This window comes from Streptomyces sp. LS-MS-L19, assembly GCF_058382285.1.
The window spans coordinates 3,479,606-3,496,230 of the sequence record NZ_JBYCLL010000001.1 but is presented as its reverse complement, the minus strand read 5'-3'; the positions used below and the strand labels follow the sequence as shown (position 1 = coordinate 3,496,230).

The following is a 16,625-nucleotide window of genomic DNA, read 5'->3' as shown; positions in this document are numbered from 1 at the left end:
ATGACGAAGTCAACCGCGTCAGCGGCGCGTCACCCGTCCTCGGAGTCCGTGCTGTCCCTGTGGTCGCAGGACTCGGTCCTGTCGATCGGCTCGGTGGGCTCGGTGCTGTCCATCGGCTCCGTCGGCTCGGCCCTGTCGGTCGGCTCGATCGGCAGCGCCCTGTCCGTCGGCTCGATCGGTTCCGCCCTCTCCCTGATTTCCACGGGGTCGTGGCTGAGCAAGGGGTCGTTGTTCTCGGCGCAGTCGAGCTGGTCGGTGCTGTCGTGGCGCGGTGACCGGGCGCTGCTGCGGTCCGCGGGGGCGGCCGGGGCGGTCGCCGTGGGCGCGGCCGTATGGCTGGCCGTGCGCGGGAGCGCGGACGGCTAGGGCCTGTCCGGCGGACCAGGCCGGCGTAGCGGTGGGCGGAGGCCGGTGCCGCGGGCGCGGCCGCCGCGGCCGGCGGAAACTCCTCGGGCAGGGCGGGCGCCGCGGGCGCCGCAGGCGCGCCCGCGCTGACGAGGCGCCCTTTCTGGCAGCCGGCTGATACCGCGGACAGGCTCTACCGGCCCGTGCCGTTCAGGAGGTCGGCGTAGCCGCGGGCCTGGGCGGAGGCGTTGCGGTGCCAGTCGGACTGGGTGCGGTGTTCCTCGGCCAGGGAGGGCTCGGCGGTGACGAGCTGGTCGTAGACGGTGGCGATCTCGTCGTGCACGTCCGCGATGGCGAGCCGGTTGGCGCGCACGGCGTCCGCGTGACCCCGGTGGGCGTCGATGGCGTGCGGATCGGCGCCGAGGGGCGAGTTGGCCGGTCCCTGGGCGTGCAGGGCGCCGTACTCGTCGTTGAGCCGCGTGGCCCGGGCATCCAGTTCCGTGCGCCGGGTGTGCAGGGCGGATCCGCGGACGCGCAGGCTGGCCTCGTAGGCGTGCGAACCGGGGAAGCGGACCGCGTCCAGTCCCGAGGTGACGGCGTGCGGCCGGTCGGGTCGCAGCCTGGCGTACCGGTCGTCGGCCTCGGCCGCCACCTCGAGCGTCTTCAGGTGCGGCGGCAGGGCGCTGCGTCCGATGGCCGCCCAGGCGTGCACATCGCCGTACCACTTCTCGTGGGCGGACTGCCGGGTGACGCCGGCGACCTCGCCGATCTCGGCCCAGGTGGTCCCCCGCTCCCGCTCGGCGACCACGGCCTCCCGCACCACGTCCTCGACCCGGCGCTGGAGCTTCAGGGCGGTACGCAGCAGATCCCCGGGCGCGGGATCCGGCTCGACCGGGACGGCGTCGAGGACGGCGTCCACGAGCTGCCGCAGCGTGAGGGCGAGCGCGACGCGGGACTCGTCGCGGGGGGACAGGCGATGGAGCTCGGGGGCGGCGGAGGCGTCCGGGGCGTCGGGCATGGCGTCAGGCTATCCCTGACAGTGATCACGCAGGGCGCCGTTCGCCCAGGTTCTCCCGGCCCGGGACGGGGCTCGATGGGCATGTCACCGACAGGGCGCGTGAAACGCCAGGTCACAGCCCCCCGACCAAACGGGTTACCACCCAAGGGTGGACCTCAGGCAAGATGGGGTGTATCTGCCCACTGCCAGATTTCAAGCTGCCGGACGGTTTCTCTTGGCTGAGTACATCTACACCATGCGCAAGACGCGCAAGGCAATCGGCGACAAGGTCATCCTTGACGACGTCTCGCTGAACTTCCTGCCCGGCGCGAAGATCGGTGTGGTCGGCCCGAACGGTGCCGGTAAGTCCACGATCCTGAAGATCATGGCGGGGCTGGACCAGCCGTCGAACGGTGACGCGTTCCTCGCGCCCGGCTACACCGTCGGCATCCTCCTCCAGGAGCCCCCGCTCAACGAGGAGAAGACCGTCCTGGAGAACGTCCAGGAGGGTGTCGCCGAGGTCAAGGGCAAGCTCGACCGGTTCAACGAGATCGCCGAGCTGATGGCCACCGACTACAGCGACGCGCTGCTCGACGAGATGGGCAAGCTCCAGGAAGAGCTCGACCACGCCAACGCGTGGGACCTCGACGCCCAGCTGGAGCAGGCCATGGACGCCCTCGGGTGCCCCCCGGGCGACTGGGCCGTCACCAACCTCTCCGGTGGTGAGAAGCGGCGCGTGGCGCTCTGCAAGCTGCTGCTCGAAGCCCCCGACCTGCTGCTCCTCGACGAGCCCACCAACCACCTCGACGCCGAGTCGGTGAACTGGCTGGAGCAGCACCTCGCCAAGTACGAGGGCACCATCGTGGCCGTCACCCACGACCGGTACTTCCTCGACAACGTCGCCGGCTGGATCTGCGAGGTCGACCGCGGTCGCCTGCACGGCTACGAGGGCAACTACTCCAAGTACCTGGAGACCAAGCAGACCCGTCTCAAGGTCGAGGGCCAGAAGGACGCCAAGCGCGCCAAGCGGCTCAAGGAAGAGCTCGAGTGGGTCCGCTCCAACGCCAAGGGACGGCAGGCCAAGTCCAAGGCCCGTCTCGCGCGCTACGAGGAGATGGCCGCCGAGGCCGACAAGATGCGGAAGCTGGACTTCGAGGAGATCCAGATCCCGCCGGGCCCGCGGCTCGGCAGCATCGTCGTCGAGGTCAACAACCTCAGCAAGGGCTTCGGTGACAAGCTCCTCATCGACGACCTCAGCTTCACCCTGCCGCGCAACGGCATCGTCGGTGTCATCGGCCCCAACGGCGCCGGCAAGACCACCCTCTTCAAGATGATCCAGGGTCTGGAGACCCCGGACTCCGGCTCCATCAAGGTCGGCGAGACCGTCAAGATCTCGTACGTCGACCAGAGCCGCGCCAACATCGACCCGAAGAAGACCCTCTGGGCGGTCGTCTCGGACGAGCTGGACTACATCAACGTCGGCCAGGTCGAGATGCCGAGCCGCGCGTACGTGTCCGCGTTCGGCTTCAAGGGCCCCGACCAGCAGAAGCCCGCCGGCGTCCTGTCCGGCGGTGAGCGCAACCGGCTCAACCTCGCGCTCACCCTCAAGCAGGGCGGCAACCTGCTGCTCCTCGACGAGCCGACCAACGACCTCGACGTCGAGACCCTCGGCTCGCTGGAGAACGCGCTCCTCGAGTTCCCGGGCGCGGCCGTGGTCGTCTCCCACGACCGGTGGTTCCTGGACCGGGTGGCCACGCACATCCTCGCCTACGAGGGTGACTCCAAGTGGTTCTGGTTCGAGGGCAACTTCGAGTCGTACGAGAAGAACAAGATCGAGCGGCTCGGTCCGGACGCGGCGCGTCCGCACCGCGCCACCTACAAGAAGCTGACCCGGGGCTGATCTTGCGGCACATCTACCGCTGCCCGCTGCGCTGGGCGGACATGGACGCGTACGGCCACGTCAACAACGTGGTCTTCCTCCGCTACCTGGAGGAAGCCCGTATCGACTTCCTGTTCCGCCCGGAGAAGGACTTCAAGCAGGGGTCCGTGGTGGCACGCCATGAGATCGACTACAAGCGCCAGCTCGTCCACCGGCACGCGCCCGTGGACATCGAGCTGTGGGTCACCGAGATCCGCGCGGCGTCCTTCACCATCGCCTACGAGGTGAAGGACGGCGACGAGGTCTACGTCCGCGCCTCCACGGTGATAGTGCCGTTCGACTTCGCGGCCCAGCGCCCGCGCCGTATCACCACGGAGGAACGGGAGTTCCTCGAGGAGTACCGGGACGACGACGAGGAGGAGGCCGTCGCCGCATGACGGTGCTCCACCTCGCCGACGAGTCGGAGGCGGCGGACCTCGCCGCCTTCCTCTCCCGGCTGCTCCACTACGACCGCTCGGCCGCGGTGCGCCTCCAGGGGACCGGCACCGCGCTCGCCGTCTTCGGACGGCCGCCGTCCTTCGAGGTGCTGGCGATCCGGGCGGTACGGCTGGCGAAGCCGTACGAGAACGGGCTCGACGTCACCCTCGACGTGACCGTGTCCGCCGGTGAGCTCCTGGAGTCCGTCGACGAGAGCGCCGGCACCGCCGTCGTGCCGTCGGCGGTGACCGGTCCGCCGTGGGCCGGGGTGCTGCCGCCGCGCGGCGGATGGCAGCCGGTGACCGGACTGCCGGGGCCTCAGGAGCTGCGCGCGCTCGTCCTCGCCGGGATCGCCGAATTCCGGTCGCGTACCGAGGAGTTGGGGCCCGAGGGGCGTACCCGGGCCGAACTCGACCGGATCGGCCGGGAGATCTGGTCCCGGACCGTCGCGGACACCGGGCTGCCCGTGCGGGCCGTGCACGCGGCCCAGTCGCTCGGATTCCTGCGGCCCGGCGGCGAGTCGGGGCTCTTCTCCTCCGGAGCGTGGCTGCGGCTGCGCACGCCCTACGGCTCGATCGCCGTACGGCAAGGGGGACTTGGGGCTCTCGGCGTCAGCGTGCGCTGACCGGCACCCACCGATCCAACCGTCAGTCCCGGTCGCTGTCGTCCGGCCACACCCCGATGTGGTCCGGCTCCAGTTCCAGTGCGACCCGGTCGCGCATGCCCAGTGTCTCGGTGTACTCCTTCGGGAGCTGGAGGCGGCCCGCGCGGTCCAGCATCGCGTACTCCCGCGCCACCAGCGTCTCGTGGCCCGTCGTCGCGTCGACCTCGCTGCGGCGCAGGACCTCCGTGGCCGTACGGCCGTCCCTGATGGCCACCGCCCGGCGGACCTCGGAGGCCACGGCCTGGTCGTGGGTGACGATGACGATCGTCGTGCCGAGCTGTTCGTTGGCCGTGCGGAACGCGGCGAAGATCTGTTCCGCGGTGTGCGAGTCGAGTTCGCCGGTCGGTTCGTCGGCCAGCAGGACCGCGGGGTCGTTGGCCAGCGCGACCGCGATCGCCACGCGCTGCTGCTGGCCGCCGGACATCTGGTGGGGGCGGCGGTTGCGGCAGTCGGCGACCTCCAGCAACTCCAGCAGTTCCAGGGCCCGTTGGGTCTGGGCGCGGCGGGCGGTGCGGGCGCCGGAGAGCTGGATGGGCAGGGTGATGTTCTGCGCCGCGGTGAGGTAGGGCAGGAGGTTGCGGGAGGTCTGCTGCCACACGAAGCCGACGGTCTTGCGGCGGTAGGCCAGGCGGTCCTTCGCGGTCATGGTGAGCAGGTCGTGCCCGGCGACCCTGGCCGCGCCCGCGGTGGGGGTGTCGAGGCCGGCGAGGATGTTCATGAGGGTGGACTTGCCGCTGCCGGACGCGCCCACCAGGGCGAGGAGTTCGCCCTCGCGCACGAGCAGGTCGAGGCCCTGGAGTGCCTGGACCTCCACGCCGTCCGTGGTGAAGATGCGCACGAGCCGGTCGCAGGTGATCAGGGCGTCGTGGCCGTAGGTGGGGCGGTTGCGGGCGGCGGTCGCCTTCTGCGCCAGGTCCGTGAGGGTGGGGTTCGTGGTCATGGGCCGTCTCCTGGACTGTGGTCCGGCGTCAGGGCTGCTCGGGTCGCACGCGATGGGTCATCGGGTCTCACACAACGGGTCATCAGGCGCCACCCGGGTCATCGGACGTCACGCGGGTCATCGGGCGCCACCCGGGTCATCGGGCGTCACCCGCTCTCAGTTCCGTCACCGATCCCCGTCTCCCCGACCACCAGGCCTGTCCGACCCCCACCCCGACCGCCAGCAGCAGGACCGCCACCGCCGGGATCGCCAGGGACGGCAGGTCCATGCGCAACTCCACCGCGCCCGCGCCGGGTTCGGCCGTCGGGAGGGCGAGGGCGGTCAGATCGATCCCGGGGGACAGCAGGCGGATCGTGGCCCAGCCCGTGAGGACGCCGCCGAGAGCGGCCAGGACCGCCTGGGGGAGGGACTCCAGGATCAGCAGGCGCCGGCCCGCCGCCCGGGTGAGGCCCATCGTGCGCAGGCGGGCCAGCAGGGCGGTGCGTTCGGGGGCGGTGCGCAGGAGGGACAGGAGGAGGGCGAGGACGGCGTAACCGGTGCCGGCCGCCACGGCCGTCGTGTAGACGCGTTCCGCGCCGGTCTGGAGCGGGGAGTCGACATAGCCCGCCCGCTCCTCGGACCGCAGCCGCACGGTCGCCGTCTTCGGGGCGGCCTCGCGCAGTGCGGTCCCGTTCAGGTTCTCGCCGGTCAGGAGCAGTCCGGTCGGGCGGGCCGCCGCCGGGCCCAGTGCCGTGCGGTTCACGATCAGGAAGTCCGGGCCCGACACCGCCGGGGTGCGGTCGAGGACGGCGGTGATGCGGACGGTGAGGGTGCTGCCGTCCGGGAGGAGGACCGGGAAGGGGCGGGTGCCGTACGTCCGGGCGGTGGCCGTGGAGGCCAGGGCCGGAGCCGGGGCGCCGGCCGCCGCGGCCTTCAAGTCGCCCCGCGGGAAGGCGCCCAGGCCGGTCCGGGCCGACAGGGCCGCGTAGTCGGCGGGGTCCACGCCGACCAGCGGTACCGTCTGGGCCCCGTCGGCCGGCTTCGCCTCGAAGGTGACGCTCAGCGTGGACACGTCGCTCACTCCGGGACTACGGCGCAGCCGGTCCGGGAGCCCGGACGGGAGCGGCGCCGCCGACTCCACCCGGGCGTCGGCGCCGACCGAGAGCAGGGCCGCGTGGTCGCGGGCCTCCCGCACGCCCGCGAGGACCGAGCCGCCGAAGGCCGCCGTGGTCAGGGCGGTCAGCAGGGCGAGCAGGGGCAGCACCGCGGAGGCCGAGGTGCGGCCCGCCCGGGCCAGCGACAGATGGGCCACCGCGCCGCGCAGCCGGGCCGCGGGCCGGGCCAGGCCGCGCAGCGGCAGCGGGTACAGGCGGACCAGGACCAGCGCCGCGATCACTCCCAGCAGCACCGGCGCCAGGGAGACGAGGTCACCGGCGGAGCCCGAGGTGCCGCGTCGGCGCAGCGACTCCACCGCGCCCGCGGCCAGCACCAGCAGCGTCAGCTCGGCGACCGTACGGCGCCGGGACGGCCGTACGGACGCCACGTCCTCGCGGCCGGTGTGCATGCGGACCAGGCGGTGGGCGGCGGCCGCGCGCAGGGGGAGGGCCGCGCAGGTCACGGCGGTGACCGCGACGGCGGCCCACACGGCGGCGCCGGCGCGGCCCGCCGGGATCGCGAACAGCGCGGCGGCGAGCCCCAGGGCACCCGCGGGGACGGCGACGGCGGCCGTCTCGGCGAAGAGCCGGGCCGTGAGACCGAGCAGGGAGGCGCCCCGGGCGCGCAGCAGGGCGAGTTCGCTGCGGCGGCGTTCGGCGGTGAGGCCGCCCGCCATCATGAGGACGACGGCGGCGACCGTGCCGGTGCCGAACGCGGCGACGGCGACGAGCGGGGCGACGCTCTCGCGGAGCCGGCCGTAGGAGATGAGGACCTCGTCGAGGTCGGTGGTGACCTCGGTGCTGCCGTTCAGCTCCGAGAGCTCGGTCGAGGGGCCGTCGATCTCCCGGCGCACCTCCCGCAGCGCCGGACCGGCCTCCAGGGAGGCGATCGCGGACCGTAGGGCCGGGATGTCGCGGGCCCGCAGGGCCTCTGTGTCCGGGGCCAACTGCCAGTAGCGCTCAGGTTTTCCGGAGTCGGCGAGCAGGGCGGGGGCGGCGTCCGGGTGCAGCAGCAGGGCGCCGACCCAGTACATGGCGATGGACGGCAGGGGTTCGCGGATCAGGGCCGGGGTGCGCAGGATGGTCTTGGTCGACCAGTACGCGCCCCGCGGCTCGCGCGGGGTGACGATGCCCGTGATCCGGACGGTGTAGGGCGGGACGTGGAGCACCGAACCGACCTTGATGTGCAGGGCCTTGGCCGTCTCGGTGCTGACGGCGGCCTCCAGTTCACGCGTCGTGGAGGCCACTTGGTCGTCGGCGCGCGGCAACCGCCCCTGTGCGAGGGAGGAGTGGGCGGCGAGGCCCGTCTGCGCGACCAGGGTCACCCGCGCGGGGTCGCCGGTCGGCCTCGGCAGCCACGGGTCGAGCACCGGGATGTCCTGGGTGGTGCGCACGCCGTACGTCGACTGGTCCCGGTCGAGGACGAGCGGGGCCGGGACCTGGGCACGGACCTCGGTGTCCTGCTCGGCCAGCATGTCCGGGCGCAGCGCGTCCTCGCGGAAACGGGTCGTCTCCATCAGCGAGGGCGGTGGGGCGTACACCTCGATGCCGGTCCGGTCGGGGCGGGCCTGCTCGGCGGCCCGGCGCAGCCCGGAGTCCTCGTACCGGTCGACCGCACGCGGGAAGGCGGCCGCGAGACACGCCGTCAACGCGACCAGCAGCGCGAGCGCGCACACGGTACCGGTCGCGGTCCGCAGCCGGGTCCGGACCCAGGGCACGCTCACCCCGGAGCCCTCATGGTCGTCACCGTCGGACGCGGACGGCCCGGCGGTCACCCCGGAGACCCCCGGCTCGCCCTTCCCGGACGATGCGGCCACGCCCGTCCTGAACCACCTCATCTCACTCACCCCCCTCACGCAGTGCCCGCGCCGGATCCGCCCGCCGCAGGGTCAGCGCCGCCGTCACCAGGAGCGGGGCGAGGGCCACCGCCGCCAGGAGTACGGCCGCCCGCGCGAGGGGGAGCTGGACCAGGACCGTGGGCACCGGTCGGGTCGCCTCGTCCGTGAGCACGATCAGCGGGATCACCGCCCGGGTCAGCACCGCGCCCAGCAGGGCCCCCGCCAGCAGTGCCAGCAGCACCAGGACACCCTGCTCCAGGGCGACCGCCCGGGCCAGCCGCCGGCGCGGGGCCCCGAGAGCCCGCAGTACGGCGAACTCCGCGCCCCGCTCCCGCAGCGACCCGGCCGCGCTCACCGCGAACCCGACGGCGGCCAGCGCCGCCGCCACCCCCGCCGCCGCCGTGAACGCGGCCTCGGGGCCCGCGCCGAACGGGTCGTCGCTCAGCTGCTCGGCGAGTTCGTCCCGCACCACGACCTGGGTGGGATCGACGTCGGGCCGGTCCCGCAGCGCCTCGGCGACCCGGGCCGCGGCCCCGCGGTCGGTCGACAGCCACCACTCGGTCGGCTCCAGGCCCTCGCCGTACCGCTCCTGCAACTCCCGGTTCACGGACCGCAGATCGAGCAGCAGGGCACCGCCGTTCTCCGCGGCGGTGGGCAGCTCCGCCACGGAACGCACGATGCGCACCGACACGTTCTCGCCGCCCAGCGGCACGTCCAGGCTCTCCCCGACGGAGACGGACGCCGAGTCGAGGAACCGTCGGGTGGCGACGGCGGTGATCTCGGCCGGCTTCGGCTGCGTGGCCTTCAGCCGGACCGTGAGCACCCCCACGCTCCAGGTGTCGTCGGACGGGATGAAGCCGGTGCCGTACTGCACAATCGGCCGCCCGGATCCCGAACTCAGGCGGGGCCGGGTGGGTTTGTTCCTGTCGTCCGGCGTCGAACTCACCCCCTCGCTCCGCGAGGAGGCCTTCCAGTCGGTGGGCAACGGCAGTGGCCGTACCGTCCCGTCGGTGCTCGTGGCCGTCAACCCGTCGAGGGTGAAACGGTGTTGCTCGGCGCTGCCGTTCGGGACGGGCACGACCAGCTCCAGGTCGGTGAGGGTGAGCGGGACCCCGGGCAGGTGGGCGTCCAGCGCGTGGGCCCGTCCGTCGCCGGGGAGTTGGCCGATCGGGAGCCGGTGGGGGGTGCCGTAGCGGTCCTCCAGGGTGACGGCGACCTGGACGGCCGTGCTCGGGTCGGAGCCGCTCAGGGCTGCCGTCAGCCGCAGCCGGGTCGTGCCCGCGGGCACCCGCAGGCCCGTCGTCGCGCCCTTGGGGCCGAGCCCCTGGAGGAACGGTCCGGAGTGCAGGTCGGAACGGATCAGCATCGAGGCGCGCGAGGTGTCCAGCGCCAGGACCGTCGCCACCCGGCTGCCGGACAGCGGGAGTTCGGAGCGTACGGCGGGTGCGGTCCGCCGTACGCCCGGGACGGCCGCGTACTCCTCGGTGCGGCCGAGACCCGCGTCGCCGGAGGTCAGGACCCGCACCGGGGCCCCGGCGCGGAAGTCGGCCTGGTCGGACTGCGAGCGGTTCCAGGAGGCGCCCTGGCCGATCGCCAGCATGCCCAGCGCCACGGCGAGCACCAGCAGCAGCACCGGGCCCGCGCCGCGCATCGGACGGCGGGCGATCTGCCAGCCCGCCAGGGCCGCGCTCAGGCCGCGCCCGCGGGCCGCCCGGCGTTCCGCGAGCCGGGCCAGCGGGGGCAGCAGCCGCAGGGTCAGCACGGTCCCGGCGAGCAGCGCCAGCGCGGGCGCCGCCACCAGCAGCGGGTCCACGCCCAGCACCCCGGAGCTGTCGTCGGTCACGGCACCGGAGGTCTGCCGGCTGAGCTGGAAGTACGCCACCCCGGCCACGACCAGCAGCCCGAGGTCCGCCCCCGCGCGCACCGCCCCGGGCAGGGTCCGTGCCCGGCCGCGCGCGAACGAGGAGGTCAGCGCGGGCAGGGTCACCGCCAGCGCGCACCCGAGCGCGATCCCCGCCGCGACCAGCCACACGCCGAGCCGCCCGTCCCGCGGCACCTCGAGCCGCAGCCCGATCCGGGCCAACGGGCCCCGCCCCGCGAGCAGTCGGGTCAGCGGGCCCGCCAGCAGCGGGGCGCAGACCAGCGCGGGCAGCGCGAGCAGCAGCGCCTCCAGGGCGGCGAGGCCCGCGATCCGGCCCCGGGAGGCACCGCGGGCCAGCAACAGCCTGCTCTCACCGGTGCGTTCACTGCTCAGCAGTCCCGCCACCAGCAGCAGGGCGCAGCCCGCGAGCAGCACCAGCTGGAGGGCGACGATCAGGAGGGTGGAGCGGGACAGCAGCAGGGAGCGGTCGGTGCGGTCGAGGACCTCGGGCAGCGCGGTCGCCGCGGTCGTGGCCCCGCCGAGGGAGGACTCCTTGCGCAGGGCCGCGTTCCCGGCGCGGGCCGCCTCGCGCAGCGCGTCGGTGCGCGCGGTCGTCACCGTCGCGAAGTCGGCCGACACCAGCCAGCCCGACGCCCCGACGCTCACCGTCCCGTCGGCCAGCACGCCGGGATCGGCGAGCAGGGGGCCGTACGTCGTGAAATCGAGCTTGTTGATGCCCCGCCCGTGCAGGTCGTCGAGGAGCCAGTACGGGTCGTCGGCGCGCACCGGCCGGTACAGGCCGGTGACCGTCACCCGCACCGCGGGCCCGCCCAGCCGGTCGGTGAGGGTGAACCGGGCTCCGGGGCGCAGGTCGAGGGCGCGTGCGGCGGACTGCGGGAGCGCCACCTCCACCAGCCCCTCGGCCGGCCGCGGCAGCCGCCCCTCCATCAGCCGCACCCGGCTGCGGTCCAGCGTCGCGAAGTGGGTGAGATCCGGGTCCCCGGACCGCTCGGCCTCGGGTTGCAGCGACCGCGGCAGCGCGTACGGGCCCGACCTGAGCAGCGTCCGCACGGTCACCGGCAGCCCGTCGAAGGTCTGCCGCGCCACGTCCCGTACGGCGGTGTCGGCCTCCTTGCGACGGTCCTCGGGCACGCTCGCCTTGACCAGCAGCGCGGTGTCGGCGGCGTTCTGCGGGTCCGCCAGGGAGTGCCGCAGGGCCGCGTCGCCGATCGCGCCCGAGTAGGCGGTCAGGGTCGCCAGGACCGCGGTGGTCAGCAGGACGGTCAGCAGGGCGGCGGCGAGCAGCAGCCGGTGCGCCCGCGCACGCAGGAACACCAGACGTGCGATTCCCCCGAACCTCGTCACGCGGCCCCCCGCCGTTGTGCAGTCTGCGGCGAGGATGTCAGAGCCGATGGTCGCGGGTAAGCGCTTGTAGCCCGGACTTGACCTGATTGTGACCGGAATCCGGCGCTGTGTGACCGGAATCCGGCAATCAGTGAGCGGTGGTCATGGAGGGGTGATCACCGGGTGGTGTTCACCGGGCGGTGGTCACCGGGTGTTGATCACCGGGCGGTGGTCACCGGGTGGTGATCAGTCGGCGGTGTTCACCATCGAAGCGGCCGCGTACGTCAGGTAGTCCCACAGCTGGGTCCTGTGCTCCTCGGACAGTCCGAGCTCGTCGACGGCGACCCGCATGTGCTTGAGCCAGGCGTCGTGGGCCGCGCGGTCCACGACGAAGGGCGCGTGACGCATCCGCAGCCGCGGGTGGCCGCGGTTGTCGCTGTAGGTCGTCGGCCCGCCCCAGTACTGCATCAGGAACAGCACGAGCCGCTCCTCGGCCGGCCCGAGGTCCTCCTCGGGGTACATGGGCCGCAGGACCGGGTCCTCGGCGACTCCCTCGTAGAAACGGTGGACGAGGCGGCGGAAGGTCTCCTCCCCGCCGACCTGCTCGTAGAAGGTCTGCGTCTGCAACGTGCCGCGCCGGATCTCTTTCACGTCATCCATGGTCTCAGACGCCGTGGACGAGGACTCGAGGCTTAGGACCTCCGGTGCCCAGGGTGCAGAGTGGAGGTATGAGCGCGCACGCTCTCGACCGGGACCTCGCCGAACTCGCCGCCTCCGCACGGGCGGCGCTGGTGCGGGAGATCGACGCGAGCGGGGCCTGGGCCGCCGACCCGGTGTGGCGGGAGGCCTTCGAGGCGGTGCCACGGCACCTGTTCGTGCCGTACTACTACGTCGGCGTCATGGGCGGCTACGAGCGGCGGTGGGGCGAGAGCCCGGATCCGCGCACCCGGGAGAGGTGGGTGCGCGGGGCCTACGCCGACGCCCCGCTGGCCACCCGGCTGCGCGACGGCGAACTGGTCTCCTCCAGCAGCCAGCCCTCGCTGATGGCGATGATGCTCACCGAGCTGCGGGTGCGGCCCGGCGACCGGGTCCTGGAGATCGGCGCCGGCACCGGCTACAACGCGGCCCTGCTCGCGCACCGGCTCGGCGACGACTCCGTGACCACCGTCGACCTGGAACCGGAGATCACCGAGGCGGCCCGCGGACACCTGGCCGCAGCCGGCTACCACCCCGTGGTCGTCACCGGCGACGGAGCGCGCGGGGTGCCGGAACGCGCCCCCTTCGACCGGATCATCGTCACCTGCACCCTGCCGTCGGTCCCGGTCGCCTGGCTCGCCCAGTGCCGCCCGGACGCACGCATCCTGACCCCGCTCGCCACCGGACTGATCGCCCTGACCGTCCGGGACCCGGGGCACGCCGAGGGCCGGTTCCTGCCCACGCCCGCCTACTTCGTGCCCCTGCGCGGCGCGGAGCGGCACGAGGAGGGGTTCGTCGAGCTGGGCGGGGTGCCGCGCCGGGCCCGGGAGAGCGAGCTGTACCGGTTCCTGCTGGCGCTGAGCCGGGACAGCCTCGAACCACGCGAGGCGTACGTGCTGTGGGAACGCGAGGGCGAGCCGCGCCGCGAGCGCTACGGCATCACAGTTGCGGGGGAGCGGGAGTGGGCGTGGCTCGACTCACCGGAGGGACCGTACGTGTGGCCCCTCCGGTGAGACGTCCGTGGCTCTAGCCCCGCCTGATCGTGATCGTCGTCCACGCGCCCACGTGCACTCGGTCGCCGTCCTGCAACGGCACCGGCACGAACGGTGTGATCGGCTCCTCGGCGCCGTTGACCGTGGTGCCGTTCGTCGAGTTCTGGTCGACGACCGCCCACGAGCCGTCCGGCTGCTGCACCAGCACCGCGTGCTGGTGCGAGACGCCCGGGTCCTCCGGCGGCACCGACAGGTCGACGTCGGGGGTGTCACCGGTGGAGTGCCGGCGCCGGCCGATGGTGACCTGGTTGCCGGTGAGCGTGCGCTGCTGCTCGGGGGAGTACGCGGGCAGGTTCAGGCCCGCGGCCTCGGGGCCGGAGCGCTGCATCATCGCCATGAAGTACTCGCGGTCCGGGCCGATGGTCGCCGTCCAGGTCGCCGGGCCCTGCTGCTGGAAGGGGGGCGCGGGCGGGGCCTGGGTGGAGCCGGGCTGGGGGTAGCCGTAGCCGCCGGGGCCACCGGGGCCGCCCGGGCCGTTGCCGGGACCGCCGGGACCGCCCGGGCCGCCGGGGGCGGTGGCGGACGGCGGGGAGATGACCCAGTCGTCGGCGCCGCCGCCGAAGGACGGGCCGCCCGGCTGCGGACGGTTCGTCTCCTGCGGGAAGGCGGGCGGGGCGGAGGCGCCCTGCGCCTGGAAGCCCTGCGGGGCACCGCTCGTGGCACCGGGGCCGGGGGGCGGAGTGGGGCCGGGGGGCGGCGGGACCGGGCGGGAGGGGTCGGCGCCGAAGTTCGGCGGGCCGCCGGGACCGCCGGGGCCACCGGGCCCACCAGGGCCGCCGGGGCGGGACGGGTCACCGGGGAAGCCCTGAGGGCCGCCGGGGCCGGGGCCGGGGCCGCCGGGACCGGGCTGGGTGGGGGTGCCGCCGAAGCCCTGGGGGGCGCCGGGGCCGCCAGGACCGCCCGGGCCGGAGGGGGCCTGGGGGGAACCGGGTTGAGGGGAGCCGTAACCGCCGGGACCGCCGGCCTGTCCACCGGGGCCGCCAGGACCGCCGGGGCCGGAGGGGCCGCCCGGGGCCTGGGTGGAGCCGGGCTGCGGATAGCCGTAACCGCCGGGGCCGCCAGGGCCTCCGCCGGGACCGCCCGGACCACCGGGACGGGACGGGTCTCCCGGGAAACCGGAGGATCCGGGGCCGCCAGGACGCGCGGGGTCTCCGGGGAAACCGGAGGGGCCAGGCGCGCCGGGGCGGCCGGGGTCACCCGGGAAGCCCTGTCGGCCACCGGGACCCGAACCACCGGGGCCGCCGGGACGGGACGGGTCGCCGGGGAAACCGGAAGGTCCGGAGCCGCCGGGCGCACCGGGGCCGCCCGGGAAACCGGAAGGACCGGGGGAGCCGGGTCCGCCGGGACCGCCCGGGCGGGACGGGTCACCGGGGAAGCCCTGCGGGCCGCCTTGAGCACCGGGGCCACCAGGCCCACCAGGTCCGCCGGGGCCACCAGGTCCACCCGGGCCCGTGCGGCCCGACGGTTCCGAGCCGAAGGGGATCGGTTCCGCGGGGCGGTTCACCTGGGACGGGCGGGAGCCCTGGTACTCGTACGAGTCACCGCCGCCGAAGGACGGACCGGGCGCTGGCTGCTGCTGGAAGTGCGAGGGCGGGCCGGAGCCGGCCGGCGGGCGCGGGGCGGCCGGGGTGTACGACGTCGCGGTGTTCGTCAGGAAGTTCCACCGGCACTCCTCGCAGAAGGGCGCGCCGCCCTCCCGGGGCGTACGGCACTGCGGGCAGAGCTCCGGCTCGGGGTCCGGTACGGCGGACAGATGTCCCCGTCCACCGGGCTGGCCACCGGGACCACCGGGGCCGCCAGGACCACCGGGCGGCGGGAAGCCGTAGCCGCCCCCACCCGGACCGGGCGGCGGCGGAGGGGGCGGAGGCACGGCACCGGCCATGCGGTGACCGCAGACCTCGCACCAGTCGTCGGAACCCGACTGGTGTCCGTTCGGGCAGGTCGGCATGTCGGCGCTTCCCCCTCTCGGATCAGGGAACTTCTACGTCGGTGGCTGTCGGGAACTGTCTACTTCTTTACACGAACTGTCTTTGTCGACCGGGTCTCGAGAGTCATCTCGTCGGCCTCCTCGACCTTCGCCTTCAGTCGCACAGTACCTGTCGTGGCGTCGACCACGTCGACCACCTTCGAAAGCAGTTTCGCAGTATCGGCGTTCCCCGAGTCGTTCGCGAGCTGAACGGCCCGGCCCAGTTTGGCCGTTGCTCCATCCAAATCGCCCGCTTTGCGTAGATCGAGCCCCTGCTGGATGACCTGTGCCAGTTCGGCCTGGCCGGTGTAGTGGGCGACCTGGGGGTTGATCGACGTCGAGGCGACCATGTCGTCGGTCCACACGGCCCGTACGAGACCCTGTGCGCCCAGGTTGCGGGCCGTGCCGTCGGGCTGCGGGACCACCAGGGAGGCCCGGGCGGCGAGCATCTCCTGGCCGATGTTCGCGGCCGGGACCTCGACGCACACGTGGTAGTCACGGGACTCGTCTCCCCAGGACCCGGTGGGGTAGTCCCCGGCGCGCGGACCGGCCTCGGTACGGCGGTCGGTGAGCTCCTCGACGGTGGGCGCGACCTGCTTGACGAACTTGATCGTGGTGCCGACCGGGGTCCACAGCCTGAGGGCGACGTCCGCGACCTCCTTGCCCATGGCCGCCTCCATCATCTGCGTGAAGTCGGCGGCCAGCCCCGCCGGATCGGCGACGATGTCGGCCGAGCCCAGCAGGGCGGAGGCGATCCCTGTGACTTCTTTCACTTCCCAGTCGGTGCCCACGCCCCGTGCGTCACAGGTGAAACGTCCGGCGCAGGCGTCCAGGGAGGCCTTCAGGTCCTCCGGCGACTCGTGTTCGTTGCGGCCGTCGGTGAGCAGGATGCCGTGGCGTATCGCGACGTCCGCCGAGGACAGCAGCCGGTCGGCGAGGCGCAGCCAGGTGCCGATCGCCGTACCGCCGCCCGCGCTCAGCCGGCGCAGGGCCCGCTTGGCCTGCTCACGGGTGGTGGCGTCGGCGACCGCGAGCCGGCCGTCGCCGGGATACACCTCCTTGGCCACGTGCGTGCCGCCGATCACCGCGAAGTGCACCCCGTCGCGCAGGGTGTCGATCGCGGCGGCCGTGGCGTCACGGGCGTTGCGCATCTTCGTCGGCGGGTAGTCCATGGAGCCCGAGCAGTCGACCATGAGCGCCACCGCGGCGGACGGGCCCTGGCCCGCCGACCAGAGGTGGGGCGCGGCGACCGCGCTTCCGATCGTGCCGCCGCCGGTCGCGGTCACCGTGACGATCGCGTTGACCTCGCGGCCGCCCTCCGGCAGGTACTCGTTCTGGTAGACGTCCATCGAGAACTGCGGCACGTTCGACTTCGAGAAATTGGCCATGCCTACTCAAATCCCCCTCGCGCACCCCACGTCGGGGCACTGACT

General features: G+C 73.8%; 12 protein-coding genes. 5 read left to right on the top strand and 7 right to left on the bottom strand.

The features are described from left to right. Positions 1-366 carry a hypothetical protein gene (locus tag AC2XR2_RS15385; RefSeq protein WP_330266857.1) on the top strand — a complete coding sequence of 122 codons (366 nt, stop codon included), beginning with the start codon at positions 1-3 and terminating at the stop codon, positions 364-366. Positions 367-538: 172 nt separating this feature from the next. Here the strand turns inward: AC2XR2_RS15385 and AC2XR2_RS15380 are convergent, their stop codons facing one another. Then, on the bottom strand, positions 539-1,363 hold the full coding sequence (locus AC2XR2_RS15380) for a hypothetical protein (protein ID WP_491515324.1): 825 nt from the start codon (positions 1,361-1,363) through the stop codon (positions 539-541). 214 nt (positions 1,364-1,577) lie between these two features. On the opposite strand from AC2XR2_RS15380, the gene ettA reads away from it, so the two are divergent. Genes ettA through AC2XR2_RS15365 form a run of 3 tightly spaced genes read left to right on the top strand, consistent with a single transcriptional unit; the run spans position 1,578 to position 4,323 of the window. Continuing rightward, positions 1,578-3,242, top strand: a complete 1,665-nt coding sequence (gene ettA, locus AC2XR2_RS15375; protein WP_383541618.1) for an energy-dependent translational throttle protein EttA — start codon at positions 1,578-1,580, stop codon at positions 3,240-3,242. A 2-nt stretch (positions 3,243-3,244) separates the two neighbouring features. After that, positions 3,245-3,658, top strand: a complete 414-nt coding sequence (locus tag AC2XR2_RS15370) for an acyl-CoA thioesterase (RefSeq protein ID WP_381302407.1) — start codon at positions 3,245-3,247, stop codon at positions 3,656-3,658. Continuing rightward, positions 3,655-4,323, top strand: coding sequence for a DUF8185 domain-containing protein (locus tag AC2XR2_RS15365; protein WP_381302409.1), 669 nt, complete (start codon positions 3,655-3,657; stop codon positions 4,321-4,323). The genes AC2XR2_RS15370 and AC2XR2_RS15365 overlap by 4 nt, the downstream gene beginning before the upstream one ends. A 22-nt stretch (positions 4,324-4,345) precedes the next feature. Here AC2XR2_RS15365 and AC2XR2_RS15360 read toward each other — a convergent pair whose 3' ends face one another. The 4 genes from AC2XR2_RS15360 to AC2XR2_RS15345 form a co-directional block, all read right to left on the bottom strand. Next, entirely contained in the window at positions 4,346-5,302 is a 957-nt protein-coding gene (locus tag AC2XR2_RS15360; RefSeq protein ID WP_330266862.1) for an ABC transporter ATP-binding protein, read from the bottom strand. Positions 5,303-5,438: 136 nt separating this feature from the next. Continuing rightward, complete coding sequence (locus AC2XR2_RS15355) at positions 5,439-8,273, bottom strand: ABC transporter permease (RefSeq protein ID WP_491515323.1); 2,835 nt, start codon at positions 8,271-8,273, stop codon at positions 5,439-5,441. Between the two features lies 1 nt (position 8,274). Next, on the bottom strand, positions 8,275-11,499 hold the full coding sequence (locus tag AC2XR2_RS15350) for an FtsX-like permease family protein (RefSeq protein WP_491515322.1): 3,225 nt from the start codon (positions 11,497-11,499) through the stop codon (positions 8,275-8,277). A gap of 225 nt (positions 11,500-11,724) precedes the next feature. Beyond that, on the bottom strand, positions 11,725-12,138 hold the full coding sequence (locus tag AC2XR2_RS15345) for a globin (RefSeq protein ID WP_381302413.1): 414 nt from the start codon (positions 12,136-12,138) through the stop codon (positions 11,725-11,727). A gap of 68 nt (positions 12,139-12,206) precedes the next feature. Here AC2XR2_RS15345 and AC2XR2_RS15340 point away from each other — a divergent pair, with 68 nt between their 5' ends. Then, positions 12,207-13,187 carry a methyltransferase domain-containing protein gene (locus tag AC2XR2_RS15340; RefSeq protein ID WP_491515321.1) on the top strand — a complete coding sequence of 327 codons (981 nt, stop codon included), beginning with the start codon at positions 12,207-12,209 and terminating at the stop codon, positions 13,185-13,187. Positions 13,188-13,200: 13 nt separating this feature from the next. On the opposite strand, the gene AC2XR2_RS15335 is transcribed toward AC2XR2_RS15340, so the two are convergent. After that, positions 13,201-15,174 carry an FHA domain-containing protein gene (locus AC2XR2_RS15335; protein WP_491515320.1) on the bottom strand — a complete coding sequence of 658 codons (1,974 nt, stop codon included), beginning with the start codon at positions 15,172-15,174 and terminating at the stop codon, positions 13,201-13,203. 59 nt (positions 15,175-15,233) lie between these two features. Then, positions 15,234-16,580 carry a vWA domain-containing protein gene (locus AC2XR2_RS15330; protein WP_491515319.1) on the bottom strand — a complete coding sequence of 449 codons (1,347 nt, stop codon included), beginning with the start codon at positions 16,578-16,580 and terminating at the stop codon, positions 15,234-15,236. Between the last annotated feature and the right edge of the window lie 45 nt (positions 16,581-16,625).